The 12,134-nt window shown below is 53.4% G+C and carries 14 protein-coding genes; 8 read left to right on the top strand and 6 right to left on the bottom strand.

Annotated elements, in window-relative coordinates; genetic code table 11:
* Positions 1–592: (Fe-S)-binding protein (locus ACT3R7_RS09875; protein ID WP_496199026.1), on the top strand; the 592-nt coding region annotated here is incomplete at its 5' end.
* Positions 593–609: 17 nt separating this feature from the next.
* Here the strand turns inward: ACT3R7_RS09875 and trpC are convergent.
* The 3 genes from trpC to ACT3R7_RS09860 are packed head-to-tail and all read right to left on the bottom strand — an operon-like array spanning position 610 to position 3,069.
* Positions 610–1,413 (bottom strand): indole-3-glycerol phosphate synthase TrpC, encoded by an 804-nt coding sequence (gene trpC / locus ACT3R7_RS09870; protein WP_193092921.1) that lies wholly within the window; start codon positions 1,411–1,413, stop codon positions 610–612.
* 9 nt (positions 1,414–1,422) lie between these two features.
* Positions 1,423–2,442 carry an anthranilate phosphoribosyltransferase gene (gene trpD / locus ACT3R7_RS09865; RefSeq protein ID WP_192539231.1) on the bottom strand — a complete coding sequence of 340 codons (1,020 nt, stop codon included), beginning with the start codon at positions 2,440–2,442 and terminating at the stop codon, positions 1,423–1,425.
* 36 nt (positions 2,443–2,478) lie between these two features.
* Positions 2,479–3,069: an anthranilate synthase component II gene (locus ACT3R7_RS09860; protein WP_192539230.1), complete on the bottom strand. Its 591-nt coding sequence runs from the start codon at positions 3,067–3,069 to the stop codon at positions 2,479–2,481.
* A 203-nt stretch (positions 3,070–3,272) separates the two neighbouring features.
* Between ACT3R7_RS09860 and ACT3R7_RS09855 the strand changes: the two genes are divergently transcribed.
* Entirely contained in the window at positions 3,273–3,470 is a 198-nt protein-coding gene (locus tag ACT3R7_RS09855) for a hypothetical protein (protein WP_018916758.1), read from the top strand.
* A 102-nt stretch (positions 3,471–3,572) separates the two neighbouring features.
* Here the strand turns inward: ACT3R7_RS09855 and ACT3R7_RS09850 are convergent, their stop codons facing one another.
* Positions 3,573–3,734 (bottom strand): hypothetical protein, encoded by a 162-nt coding sequence (locus ACT3R7_RS09850; RefSeq protein ID WP_192539229.1) that lies wholly within the window; start codon positions 3,732–3,734, stop codon positions 3,573–3,575.
* A 368-nt stretch (positions 3,735–4,102) separates the two neighbouring features.
* On the opposite strand from ACT3R7_RS09850, the gene ACT3R7_RS09845 reads away from it, so the two are divergent.
* Entirely contained in the window at positions 4,103–5,017 is a 915-nt protein-coding gene (locus tag ACT3R7_RS09845) for a metal ABC transporter solute-binding protein, Zn/Mn family (protein ID WP_496199025.1), read from the top strand.
* Between the two features lie 8 nt (positions 5,018–5,025).
* Here the strand turns inward: ACT3R7_RS09845 and ACT3R7_RS09840 are convergent, their stop codons facing one another.
* Entirely contained in the window at positions 5,026–5,721 is a 696-nt protein-coding gene (locus ACT3R7_RS09840; protein WP_193091833.1) for a phosphoglycolate phosphatase, read from the bottom strand.
* A gap of 168 nt (positions 5,722–5,889) precedes the next feature.
* Between ACT3R7_RS09840 and ACT3R7_RS09835 the strand changes: the two genes are divergently transcribed.
* A complete protein-coding gene (locus tag ACT3R7_RS09835) occupies positions 5,890–7,188 on the top strand; it encodes an NAD(P)/FAD-dependent oxidoreductase (RefSeq protein WP_192539226.1) in 1,299 nt (432 codons plus the stop codon).
* 10 nt (positions 7,189–7,198) lie between these two features.
* Here ACT3R7_RS09835 and rpe read toward each other — a convergent pair whose 3' ends face one another.
* Positions 7,199–7,894, bottom strand: a complete 696-nt coding sequence (rpe, locus tag ACT3R7_RS09830) for a ribulose-phosphate 3-epimerase (protein ID WP_192539225.1) — start codon at positions 7,892–7,894, stop codon at positions 7,199–7,201.
* Positions 7,895–8,195: 301 nt separating this feature from the next.
* Here rpe and cysP point away from each other — a divergent pair, with 301 nt between their 5' ends.
* The 4 genes from cysP to ACT3R7_RS09810 are packed head-to-tail and all read left to right on the top strand — an operon-like array spanning position 8,196 to position 11,982.
* Positions 8,196–9,206: a thiosulfate ABC transporter substrate-binding protein CysP gene (cysP, locus tag ACT3R7_RS09825; protein WP_192539224.1), complete on the top strand. Its 1,011-nt coding sequence runs from the start codon at positions 8,196–8,198 to the stop codon at positions 9,204–9,206.
* 9 nt (positions 9,207–9,215) lie between these two features.
* Positions 9,216–10,067, top strand: coding sequence for a sulfate ABC transporter permease subunit CysT (gene cysT, locus ACT3R7_RS09820; RefSeq protein ID WP_193091834.1), 852 nt, complete (start codon positions 9,216–9,218; stop codon positions 10,065–10,067).
* On the top strand, positions 10,067–10,894 hold the full coding sequence (cysW, locus tag ACT3R7_RS09815) for a sulfate ABC transporter permease subunit CysW (RefSeq protein WP_193091835.1): 828 nt from the start codon (positions 10,067–10,069) through the stop codon (positions 10,892–10,894). Before cysT ends, cysW begins: the two co-directional genes overlap by 1 nt.
* Positions 10,891–11,982 carry a sulfate/molybdate ABC transporter ATP-binding protein gene (locus ACT3R7_RS09810; protein WP_192539221.1) on the top strand — a complete coding sequence of 364 codons (1,092 nt, stop codon included), beginning with the start codon at positions 10,891–10,893 and terminating at the stop codon, positions 11,980–11,982. Before cysW ends, ACT3R7_RS09810 begins: the two co-directional genes overlap by 4 nt.
* Positions 11,983–12,134: the final 152 nt, after the last annotated feature.

The following is a 12,134-nucleotide window of genomic DNA, read 5'->3' as shown; positions in this document are numbered from 1 at the left end:
ACCGCTGCACGTGCAGGGCTTTTTGGGTGCCTTTGAGCGTACTGCAGAAAAGCAGGCCAAGCGGCTGCGCGCCTTAAATGAGTTTGAGGTGCCCATGGTGGGCATCGACCCGGCAATGACCCTGACCTACCGCCAGGAATACGTTAAAGCGCTGGGGGCCGACGCCGTGCCCGAGGTATTGATGCTGCAGGAGTGGTTGGCCACCCGGGTGAACACCTTGGCGCCGAGTCATCTTTCCCTGAGCGATCCCGGCTTTACGCTGCTGTCTCACTGCACAGAGAAGACCAATGCACCGGGCAGCCCGAAAGCATGGCAGCAGATATTTTCCGCGTTTGGGCTCACGCTTGAGCTGGCAGCGACGGGCTGCTGTGGAATGTCAGGCACCTATGGCCATGAAACCCGTAACGCAGAAACATCCAAAACGATTTACGCCCAGTCCTGGCAGCCGCAGGTGGACGCCCCCGGGAACGCGGGAAGACTGCTGGCGACGGGCTATTCGTGCCGAAGTCAGGTAAAGCGCTTTTCCCATCTAGTGCTCCCCCACCCGCTGCAGGCCCTGCTGAACGTGCTACGCAGTGCTGACAGTCAGTAAGAGGAGCTAACGGCGGGTTAGAAAAACAGGTTTTTAAGCGCCTGGCCTGGGTCGGGCTGGCGCATAAAGGCCTCACCTACCAAAAAGCCATTGACGCGATGGTCGCGCATCAGTTGAACATCGTCTCGAGTATGGATACCCGATTCGGTGATCACGGTGACGTTATCGGGAATCTGCGCCAGTAAATCCAGCGTGGTATTCAGGCTGGTATCGAAGGTATGCAGATTGCGATTATTAATCCCCACCAGCGCTAAATCGAGCTTGAGCGCCCGGTTAAGCTCCTCGCCATCATGTACTTCCACGAGTACATCCATACCCAGCTGGTTGGCCTGCTGGTGCAGGTCACGCAGCTGGGTATCATCAAGAGCCGCCACAATCAGCAAAATACAGTCGGCGCCAATCGCTCGTGCCTCGCTAACCTGATAGCCGTGGGTAATAAAGTCTTTACGAATGACCGGCAGCTCGCATACATCCCGCGCAGCGATCAAATAATCTTCGTGGCCCTGGAAAAAGTCAGCATCGGTCAGCACCGACAAGCAAGCCGCGCCGCCCTGGGCATAGCTTTTGGCAATATCCGCAGGATGAAACTCTTCACGAATAACCCCTTTGGAGGGTGAGGCTTTTTTCACTTCCGCGATAATCGCCGGGTCGCCCGCTGCAATACGCTGATTAAGTGCGTTGATAAAGCCGCGCGGGGCGCTTTGCTTCTCGGCCAAGGCCAGCAAGTCAGCTTCAGAAACCGCCTGCTGACGCTCCGCGACTTCCTGATCTTTACGCGCCAGAATACGCGTTAAAATAGTCGGCGTTGTCTGTTGAGTCATGGCGATCAATTACCCTTTAAAAACGCTGGTGAAGTGAGAAAGCTCTCTGAGTTTCTCGAGCGGCAATTTAGACGCCTGCGCATCCTGGGCAATCATTACGCCCTCTTTCAAGTTATCGGCTACGCCGGCGCAGTAAAGCGCGGCGCCAGCATTGAGCGATACCATGTCGGCAGCTGCTCCCTCACCACTCAAGGCTGCCTTCACCAATCGCAGACTATCTTCTGCATTGGCCGCCTTTAGTGTTGCCAGGCTTTGGCGCTCAATGCCCAATACTTCAGGCGTAACCGTGTACTGGGTAATCTCACCGTCTTTAAGCTCAGCGACTTGAGTCGGTGCGGCCAGGGAGATTTCATCCAGCCCATCATCAGAGTGGACGACCATGACATGGCGGCTGCCTAGCTTTTTAAGCACTTCGGCCATAAGCGGCACCAGCTCAGGGGAGTACACACCCACGACCTGATTAGGCGCACCCGCCGGATTGGTCAACGGCCCCAGAATATTAAATAGCGTGCGTACACCCATTTCACGACGCGGGCCGATGGCATAACGCATTGCTGGGTGATGGTTAGGCGCAAACATGAAGCCGACCCCCACCTGCTCAATACAGCGGGCTACCTGCTCGGGCTTAAGATCCAGGTAAATGCCTGCGATATCAAAAAGATCCGCACTGCCTGATGATGAGGAAACGCTGCGATTTCCGTGCTTCGCGACGTGGGCGCCTGCCGCCGCGGCTACAAAGCTTGAAGCGGTGGATACATTAAACAAATTAGCGCCGTCACCACCGGTGCCGACAATATCCACCACGTTTTCAGCATTAAGCTGAACGCGCCGCATCAAATCGCGCATTACCTGGGCGGCCGCGCTAATCTCCTCAGCGCTTTCTCCCTTCATGGCAAGCCCGACCAGCAAGCCGCCCACCTGAGCGTCGGTGGCAACGCCCGTCATTATTTGCCGCATCAAAGCATGCATTACATCAAAAGGGAGGTTCTCGCGGTGTATCACCGCATTAATTGCATCTCGCATTTGCATGAGCAGAGGAGCCTCTAAAGCGTGTGAAACAGGCAATCAGCCACGTTTTAAAAAATTAGCCAACAGCTCATGGCCTTGGCGAGTGAGTATTGATTCAGGGTGAAACTGAACCCCTTCTACATCCATTGTGCGATGGCGTAACCCCATGATCAAACCTGGCGTCACATCATCGTCTACTGTCCAAGCGGTCACTTCCAGGCAACTGGGCAGTGTCTCCTTATCAACGACTAATGAGTGATAGCGAGTCACTTCAACCGGGTTATCCAAACCTTCAAAGACACCTTGGTTCAAATGTAAAACAGCTGACGTTTTACCATGCATCACCTTAGGAGCACGAATCACTTGGCCACCATACACCTGACCGATGGCCTGATGTCCCAAGCAGACACCCAGAATAGGTAGCTTCCCGGCAAAATAGCCAATTGCCGCCATTGAAATACCGGCCTCGTTTGGCGTACAGGGGCCAGGGGAAATAACCAGATGCGTGGGCGACAGCGCTTCAATTTGCTCGATGCTAATCGCATCGTTACGGTGGGTCACCACCTCAGCGCCCAATTCGCTTAGATATTGGACAATGTTAAAGGTGAAGCTGTCATAGTTATCGAGCATCAAGACTTTTTTAATCATAACCCACTGATTACCTTATAACTCACCCGAGATACCCACCTTATTACTCAGCTCTTTACTCACCTACACCATTATTTGCAGATGCGCTTAATCAAGGGATTGTATCGTTGGATGAAGGTAATCGCTATGGCCGTTGCGACGTTGCAAATTTTTAGCCGTACTGGTCTATGCTGAAGAAGGCATTCACTTAATAGGAGAACGCCATGGATAAGGCCGTCATCGATATAATTCGGGACAAGGAAAAAATACCTGACAGCGTGCCCGATAGCGAAATCGCCCGAGAGTATAAAGGGACGTATACCGCTGCCCGAGCCGCGGTGAGCCTGGACCACACACCCATTGATCAACAGCTCGCCAACGCTATGGCAAAGATTTTTCCGTTCATGAGAAAGAAAAAGTAATTCTTTCCAAACAGTTCAATTTAAAACAGCAGCCTTTAAAAAACAGAAAGCCCGCAGGCTTTCTGTTTTGACGTTGGTGCCGAGTACCGTAGCCTAAGTAATTTAACCTAAAGAGTTTTCGTTAAGACGCTTGGCTTCGCCTTCGGCCTCTTGGCGGGTGGAATAGGAAACCACGGAGGTTTCATCGGTTTGAGAGTCATCGGGTCGCGTATCAATCACGTGAAATTCACCGTTGCGCTCCTGCACTTTATAAAATTCGCTCATCGTCCTTCTCCTTGGGTGAAACAACCTCAAGGGTAGAACATTTTTCCAACCTTATATTTTTCTAATTTGATATTCTCAGGCCCTTTGTTATGAAACAGATTGTTATGGAACAGACTTTTTATGATGGAAATAGGTGATCAGCATTACTATTTTTAGTTAGCATGCTCGTGGATTAAACACCACGCGCCATGATCACAATATCCTTTCTAAGCATAAATAAGTTGCAAATCGACCAATTAAACGTTTCCTTCTACAAGTCTTATACTATTAATAACAACAGCTTATAACCAATTTTAAACGCTCAGGAACTAGCCATAGGGCGCAGCAGTCTTTATTATCTTGAGCCTTTAATCGAGTGGGAGCGTAAAATGCAAAAGCGAGTGACCTGGGTACGCACGCTCGTGTTAAGTATTTTTATGAGCGCATCACCGCTAGCAAGCGCCTCAACACTCAATGTCATCGCTTCTTTTCCAGTCCTTGAAGATCTGGTTAAGCGCATTGCAGGCGACGATATTCAGGTAAGCGTTATCGTGCCCACCGGTGCTGATGTCCATAACTGGGAGCTAACGCCGCCCAACGTTTTGGCCATCGAAAAAGCCGATATTATGTTTTATAACGGCTTTGGATTAGAGCCCTGGCTACGTCATGTCGTGGCCATGTCTGATGACTCGCTTGTCCTTAAAAGCGTTGCAGAAAACGCCGACATTATTCCGCTAGCCATCACCACAGGCCAATATAAAGGGGCGGTCGACCCGCATATGTGGATGGACCCGCAAGGCGCTGCCGCCTATATCGAAGTGATTGCTGAAACCTTAGCAGAGCATTACCCAGCAAAAGCCGACGCGTTTTATGCCCGCGCTGAAGAAACCTATGACGCATTAAAAACGCTCGACAAGATGATTGAGCAGCGCCTGGACGGCGTCCCCAATACCAACCGCTCTCTGTTTACCAGCGAGGCAGGCTTAGGCTACTTTGCACGCGCCTACGGCTTTGAATACGCCGCTATTTGGGGAATGAATAACGAGACTCAAGGTAACGCCGATGCCATGGCCAAAATGAGTGAACGTTTAAATGCGACCCGCCCACCTGCGCTGTTTTATGAGAGCACTGTCGACTGCATCCATATGGATGCCTTGGCGCGAGAGACGGGAATTGCGCTGGCAGGCCCGCTGTATGTTGATTCATTAAGCAGCCAGGACAAACCGGCCTATAACTACCCCGCCATGATGCGTCATAACACCGAACTCATCCATGAAGCGCTAGGCGGCGCGCGCCCTGAGTAGCGACACCGCTACTGGGCATAGGCCTGCTCAGTTTCAGGTTCCAACAGCGCGAGCAGCGATGAAAGCACAACATCCGGCTGACTAAGCTCAATTGGGTCACCATGGTTATAACCATACGGCATGGCAAGCGTTGCAAAGCCTGCGGCCTTGCCCGCTTCAATATCGTGGCGTGAATCACCCACCATCAGGCATTCGCTAGGGGCAACATTACACGCCTTAGCAATATATAAAAGCGGCAACGGCGAAGGTTTTTTCTCGGCCAGCGTGTCTCCCCCGACCCACAGCGAAAACCACTCGAGCAAACCAAAGTGCTCAAGAATCGGCTTAATGAACTGCTCAGGCTTATTGGTAATCAGGGCAAACGTAAAGCCCGCACGATGAAGCGCTTCCAGCGCTTGTTTTACGCCTGGATATAGCGTCGTTAATGCATTAGGCGCGGCGGCGTAATATTCCATAAACGTATCAAGAGCGCGTGCTTGAAAATTCTCCTCTGGCGGATGTCCCAATGCCCAGGTAAGGGCGCGCTCAACCAGCACCGGCGCGCCATTGCCGACCCAATCGCGCACCCGCTCCTCGGTTGGTAAAGGTAAATCAAGCTTACCTAATGTCAGCTGCACCGCGACTGCAAGATCCGGCACAGAGTCGATCAGCGTGCCGTCCAGGTCGAAGGCGACTAGCCGCTTGTCGTTTAGTATGGGATGCATGTACATACTCCTTGAAGATGCGTTTGGCAAAAGCGTTTAACCACGAGGCGGCAGCCAATGATTCATTAGGCCGTTAGTTCAGCATCTTACTGATGTAAAAGTGCTGATGCATTAGTCAGATGCGCTGGAAGCTTCTATGCTCAAGCAAGCTAAGCCAAGGAGAAACCAATGGGCATACCTCGAATTGTTATTGTCGGTGGCGGCGCGGGCGGCCTAGCCCTCGCGACCCGGCTAGGCCATACGCTGGGCAAGCGCAAGCGCGCGGAGGTGGTTTTGCTGGATCGCAGCGCCACTCACGTATGGAAACCCTTGCTGCACGAACTTGCCACTGGCATCTTGAACTCCACCATGGATGAGGTCGACTTTCGCGGCCACTCGAGTACGCATGGCTACCGCTACCAACGCGGCTCTCTGGCTGGACTTGACCGCGACAACAAGACGCTCAACCTCGCTGCCATTGTGGATGAAGACGGCAAAGAGGTGCTGCCCGAGCGTACCCTCGCCTACGATTACCTGGTGCTTTCACTGGGAAGCGTGTCGAACGATTTCGGCACGCAAGGCGTTGCCGAGCATTGCCATTTTATTGATTCGCCTTTGCAGGCAAAGGCCTTTCAGCGCGACATGATCAACACCTTCCTACGCTATGCCGACCCGACGCTCAGAGAGCACACGACCCTCAGTGTAGGTATCGTGGGCGCCGGCGCCACTGGCGTAGAGCTTGCCGCCGAGCTTCTGGATGTCACCCGTCTGCTTAATGCCTACGGCGTGACCGATGTCGACGACAATCAGATCAGCGTTCATTTGATCGAAGCGGCGCCGCGTATTCTGCCCGCACTTTCCGAACGTATCAGCCAGACCGTTCACAAGGAGCTTGACGAGCTGGGGGTCAACATTCACGTGGAAACCGCCATCGAAGAGGCCCAGGAGTACCAGTTGGTGACCAAGGATGGCGAGGTGATCGAAACCGATCTTAACGTCTGGGCCGCGGGTATCAAGGCGCCGGATTTTCTTGCCGACCTGGGGCTTTCGGTGAACAAGAAAAACCAGGTGTGCGTCGAGCAAACCATGCAAAGCGTGGATGATACGAGCATCTTCGCCATGGGGGATTGCGCGAGCTGCCCTCAGGAAGACGGCTCGACGGTGCCGCCGACCGCACAAGCGGTGCGCCAGCAGGCCAGCGTGCTGGCCGACAATCTAGGCAAGGCTCTGGAAGGCAGGCCGCTCAAGCCTTTCAAGTTTCGCAATAAAGGTTCACTGGTATCGCTTGCCCGTTACGATGCCGTCGGCAACCTGATGCGCAGCGGCGCTTCCCGGGGGCTTTTCCTCGAAGGCTGGCTTGCGCGCAACGCCTACGCTTCGCTCTACCGCATGCACCAGGTTTCGATCCATGGCGTGCCCAGAACTGGGCTCACCTGGGTGGTGGACAAGTTGAACCGCTACTTGAAACCCAGAATGAAACTACATTGATCGTGGATGATCAGCGATTCGCCAACGCATCACGCAGCGAGCGCATTACCGAATCAAAGTCGTGCGGGTCGCTCTCTTGACGGGCATTGAAGATCGCCGAGCCGGCAACGAAAGTATCCGCGCCGGCAGCGGCGATCTCGGCAATATTGTCCACCTTTACACCGCCATCGATTTCCAACCGGATTGACCTGTTTGAAGCATCAATACGCGCCCGTGCCTCACGCAGCTTATCGAGCGTGGCGGGAATAAACGACTGTCCGCCAAACCCGGGGTTGACGCTCATCAACAGCACCATGTCGATCTTGTCCATGACATAGTCCAGATAAGAGAGCGAGGTCGCCGGGTTAAATACTAGCCCCGCCTTACAGCCGCCATCGCGAATCAACTGAAGCGAACGGTCGATATGTTCAGAAGCCTCAGGATGAAAGGTAATGTAGCTGGCCCCGGCCTCGATAAAATCACTGATCATGCGATCCACCGGTTTGACCATCAAATGCACATCAATGGGTGCGGTCACTCCATGGTTGCGCAGCGCCTTGCATACCATCGGCCCGATCGTCAGGTTAGGCACGTAGTGGTTGTCCATGACATCAAAATGAACAACGTCAGCCCCGGCGGCCAGCACGTTATCCACCTCTTCCCCCAAGCGGGCAAAATCAGCCGAAAGAATTGAGGGGGCAATTAAATAATCATGCTTAACGCTCATGGGGCACTCCTGATTAACCATTTTAATCATGGGAAAAGGGCTAACTGGCTTGTGCAGGTACAAACCTGGTGACGCCCTTTGCAAAGCGCGCATTTTAACAGAGCGCATCAAAAAAACAGGCGCTGTTTTGTTGTGCCCAAAGGTTAAGCGCTAACGTTAGCGCTTTGAAAGATATATCACGTGTGTTTTGACGCGGCGTTATTTCCAAAAAGAATATAAAACCGATATTGTAATTCCATAATGTCAGGCTTATCTTATGCCCATTGCCATTTGAATCGCCAACCGCCTTTAGGAGCTTGTCATGACGTTACCTGTACTGTTTCGCCGCAGCCTGCTTGCCATTGCATTGGGCGCCAGCATTGCCAGCCCCGCCATGGCGCAAGAACGTGAGCTGCTTAACTCATCCTATGATATTGCCCGTGAGCTGTTCAGCGCTATCAACCCTGAGTTTCAGGCATGGTGGCAAGAAGAGCATGGCGAAGAAATCAATATTAACCAGTCACATGGCGGCTCTTCTGCACAGGCACGCGCCATCATGCAGGGGCTACGGGCGGACGTAGTCACGTTCAATCAGGTAACCGATGTACAGGTGCTAGCAGATGCGGGCTTGGTGGCAGAAGACTGGCAGCAGGCATTTGAGAATAACGCTTCGCCCTACTACTCGACGACCGCCTTTTTAGTACGCAAAGATAATCCCAAAGGCATCGAAAACTGGGACGACCTGGCCAAAGAAGACGTCAGCCTTGTTTTCCCGAACCCTAAAACGTCAGGCAACGGTCGTTATACGTATCTTGCTGCCTGGGGGTTTGCTGACCAGGAATTTGATGGCGATGATGAACAGATTCAGGACTTCATGCGTACTTTCCTGGCCAATGTTTCGGTCTTCGACACGGGCGGTCGCGGCGCTACCACGAGCTTTATCGAACGTGGTATCGGCGATGTTCTGATCAGCTTCGAGTCAGAAGTTAACAATATCCGTAACGAGTACGGTAGTGATGATTACGAAGTGATCGTACCGCCCATCAGTATTCTTGCCGAATTTCCGGTTGCCGTGGTTGGCGAGAATGCCGAGCGCAATGGCAACAGCGACCTTGCGCAGAGCTACCTTGAGTTTTTATACCAGGAAGACACTCAGCGCCTGCTAGCAGGATTTAACTACCGCGTTCACGATGAAACCGTGGTTGAAGAGTTTGCCGACGAGTTTCCGGAAACCGAACTGTTCAACGTTGAAGACGTATTTGGTAGCTGGGATGAGGCGATGACCAATCACTTTGAAAGTGGTGCACTTCTTGATCAATTGCAGCGTCGTTAACAAAACATTATGAGCCGAGCATTACGTCTAACCGGCAACACTCGCGTGTTGCCGGGTTTTGGTCTTTCAATGGGTATCAGCGTGCTATTTATCTCGCTGGTACTTTTATTGCCTATTACGGGGCTGTTTGGCCAACTCTCCAAGCTGAGCCTTGCCCAATACTGGGCGATCATTACCGAAGGGCGGATTGTCGCAAGCTATATGGTCACCATCGGTGCCGCAGCAGTCGCCGCCTTGATCAATGCCGTATTTGGCTTGCTGCTGGCCTGGGTACTGGTTCGCTATGAGTTTCCGGGCAAACGCCTGCTTGATGCGCTGATGGACCTGCCCTTTGCCCTACCCACGGCGGTTGCAGGTATTACGCTCGCCACCCTGTATGCGGGCAGCGGCTGGATGGGACGCCTGCTTGAGCCGTTGGGCTTTCAGGTCGCCTACACCTGGGTGGGTATTGCGCTTGCCATGGCGTTCACCAGCATTCCGTTTGTAGTGCGCACCGTTCAGCCGGTATTAGAGGATTTACCTGCTGAAGTCGATGAAGCCGCCATGTCGCTAGGTGCCACCGACGGGGTCGCCTTTCGCCGGGTCATCATGCCGCATTTGTGGCCAGCCCTGGTTACCGGCACGGGGCTTGCCTTTGTGCGCTCGCTTGGCGAATTTGGCGCGATTATTTTTATCGCGGGCAATATGCCCTACGAAACTGAAATTACCGCCTTGATGATTTTTGTCAAGCTGCAGGAGTACGACTACGCGGGCGCGTCTGCCATTGCTTCAGTAGTGCTGTTCGTTTCGCTTGCCCTACTGCTTGCCATTAATGTCTGGCAGGGCCGCTTTGTCCGCCGCTTGCACGGAGGTAAAGGCTAATGCGTCGAATCGGTGATGCACCGGCCGTTAAACGCCTGCTGATTAGCGCGGCGTTAGTACTGTCGGCGCTGTTTCTTCTTTTGCCACTGGTGGCTATCTTCGCTCAGGCGTTTTCACAGGGCATGGCGGTTTTCTGGTCTAACGTCAGCAATTACTTCACCCTGCATGCGATTGGTTTAACGCTCGGGATTGCCCTGCTTACCATTCCTATCTGTTTGATATTTGGCGTTGCTCTGGCATGGCTGGTCACTCGCTTCAGCTTCCCGGGCAGGCGAATTCTGCAAACCCTGATCGATATCCCGTTTGCAGTTTCACCGGTAGTGGCAGGGCTTATTTATCTGCTGCTTTACGGGCGCAATGGCTGGATAGGCAGTTGGCTGGATGGTCATGATATTCAACTGATGTTTGCCTGGCCGGGTATTTTGATGGTCACCGTGTTTGTGACCTGCCCATTTGTTGCCCGCGAGCTTATTCCCCTGATGCAGGCACAAGGCTCGCGCGAGGAAGAGGCCGCGGCTACGCTGGGCGCGAAAGGCTGGATAACCTTTTGGCGAGTCACGCTACCCAACATCCGCTGGGCGCTGCTTTACGGGGTCATTTTAACCAACGCCCGGGCGGTGGGTGAGTTTGGCGCAGTATCGGTGGTGTCAGGCGCGATCCGTGGTCAAACCAATACGCTGCCCCTTCACCTTGAACAGCTTTACCAGGATTACAACGCGGTGGGCGCCTTTGCCTGTGCCGCGTTGCTGGCCCTGATCGCTCTACTTACCCTGGCGGCCAAGGCAAGCTTGGAATGGCGCGCATCGCGTCGGGAGGCGCTCTTATGAGCATTCGCTTACAGAATATTGCAAAGCATTTTGGCAAAACACTGGCCCTTGAGCCTGTCAATCTGGATATCCATGAAGGCGAACTGGTGGGCTTATTGGGACCCTCAGGCTCGGGCAAAACTACCCTGCTACGCATTATTGCGGGGCTTGAAAACGCCGACCGCTCGCCCGAACCGGGCAGGATCCTGTTCGGCGACCGCGATGTCAGCAACGTGCACGTGCGTGACCGGCGAATTGGCTTCGTATTTCAGCACTACGCACTTTTCCGTCATATGAGCGTGTATGACAACGTCGCGTTTGGCCTGACGGTAATGGCCAAAAAAGAGCGCCCTTCAAGCGGTGAGATTCGCGCTCGCGTTTTTCGCCTGCTGGAAATGGTCCAGCTTGAGCACTTGGCCAAGCGCTACCCAGCACAGCTTTCGGGCGGCCAGCAGCAGCGGGTTTCACTGGCCCGTGCACTAGCGGTAAAACCAGATGTCCTGCTGCTTGATGAACCGTTTGGTGCGCTTGATGCAAAAGTCCGTCAAGACCTGCGCCGCTGGCTTCGCCGCCTGCATAGCGAGCTTAACTTTACCAGCGTGTTTGTCACCCACGATCAGGAAGAGGCTCTGGAGCTTTCCGACCGTGTCGTGGTGATGAGTAACGGGCGTATCGAGCAAATTGACGCCCCCGATACGCTTTATCATTCGCCCAAAAACCGCTTTGTGTTTGAGTTTCTAGGCGATGTAAACCACTTGGAAGGCAACGTTAATAACGCCGTTTTAACCTGTGGCGATGCCTATTTACACGTTGACCTGCCGAATGGCACCGAAGAGCTGCTGCTGCGTCCGCATGAAGTACGTCTGGCTGAGCAGCCAAGCGACACCTGCCATTTACCGGTAGTGGTCACCGCCATTTCACCAGTGGGTGCAGAAGTGCGCGTCGAACTGGAGGCGGACTGGTTAGCCAAGCCTTGGCTTGCCACCGTGCGCCATGCTGATTTTGAGCGCCTTCAAATGCGCCGCGGGCAGCATCTCTATGCCTACCCTCGCCAGTGGCACCGCTTTAAGGATGAAGCACTGGCTGCAGAACGGTCACGGGTAGTTTAAAACGTCATTCCAGCATCAACCTTTATCAGCATAAACTCATGAGTGCTGACGGTATCTTGCTGGTATTTAAGGCGTAACAACGGCATAGTTTGTATAGAGAAACTCAAAGGCAGTTTTTAAGACACGTTCTCAAAGACACCTTCTTGAAACAA

Source organism: Halomonas sp. AOP43-A1-21, assembly GCF_052376775.1.
GTDB lineage: Bacteria > Pseudomonadota > Gammaproteobacteria > Pseudomonadales > Halomonadaceae > Vreelandella > Vreelandella colorata.
Note: the sequence above shows the minus strand (reverse complement) of the source record. Positions and strands in the feature narration are given on the sequence as shown.

Bases quoted from the DNA above. Each gene is read 5' to 3' on its own strand.
- trpC (WP_193092921.1), bottom strand. From the start codon at position 1,413: ATGACTCAACAGACAACGCCGACTATTTTAACGCGTATTCTGGCGCGT.
- trpD (WP_192539231.1), bottom strand. From the start codon at position 2,442: ATGCAAATGCGAGATGCAATTAATGCGGTGATACACCGCGAGAACCTC.
- ACT3R7_RS09860 (WP_192539230.1), bottom strand. From the start codon at position 3,069: ATGATTAAAAAAGTCTTGATGCTCGATAACTATGACAGCTTCACCTTT.
- ACT3R7_RS09855 (WP_018916758.1), top strand. From the start codon at position 3,273: ATGGATAAGGCCGTCATCGATATAATTCGGGACAAGGAAAAAATACCT.
- ACT3R7_RS09850 (WP_192539229.1), bottom strand. From the start codon at position 3,734: ATGAGCGAATTTTATAAAGTGCAGGAGCGCAACGGTGAATTTCACGTG.
- ACT3R7_RS09845 (WP_496199025.1), top strand. From the start codon at position 4,103: ATGCAAAAGCGAGTGACCTGGGTACGCACGCTCGTGTTAAGTATTTTT.
- ACT3R7_RS09840 (WP_193091833.1), bottom strand. From the start codon at position 5,721: ATGCATCCCATACTAAACGACAAGCGGCTAGTCGCCTTCGACCTGGAC.
- ACT3R7_RS09835 (WP_192539226.1), top strand. From the start codon at position 5,890: ATGGGCATACCTCGAATTGTTATTGTCGGTGGCGGCGCGGGCGGCCTA.
- rpe (WP_192539225.1), bottom strand. From the start codon at position 7,894: ATGAGCGTTAAGCATGATTATTTAATTGCCCCCTCAATTCTTTCGGCT.
- cysP (WP_192539224.1), top strand. From the start codon at position 8,196: ATGACGTTACCTGTACTGTTTCGCCGCAGCCTGCTTGCCATTGCATTG.
- cysT (WP_193091834.1), top strand. From the start codon at position 9,216: ATGAGCCGAGCATTACGTCTAACCGGCAACACTCGCGTGTTGCCGGGT.
- cysW (WP_193091835.1), top strand. From the start codon at position 10,067: ATGCGTCGAATCGGTGATGCACCGGCCGTTAAACGCCTGCTGATTAGC.
- ACT3R7_RS09810 (WP_192539221.1), top strand. From the start codon at position 10,891: ATGAGCATTCGCTTACAGAATATTGCAAAGCATTTTGGCAAAACACTG.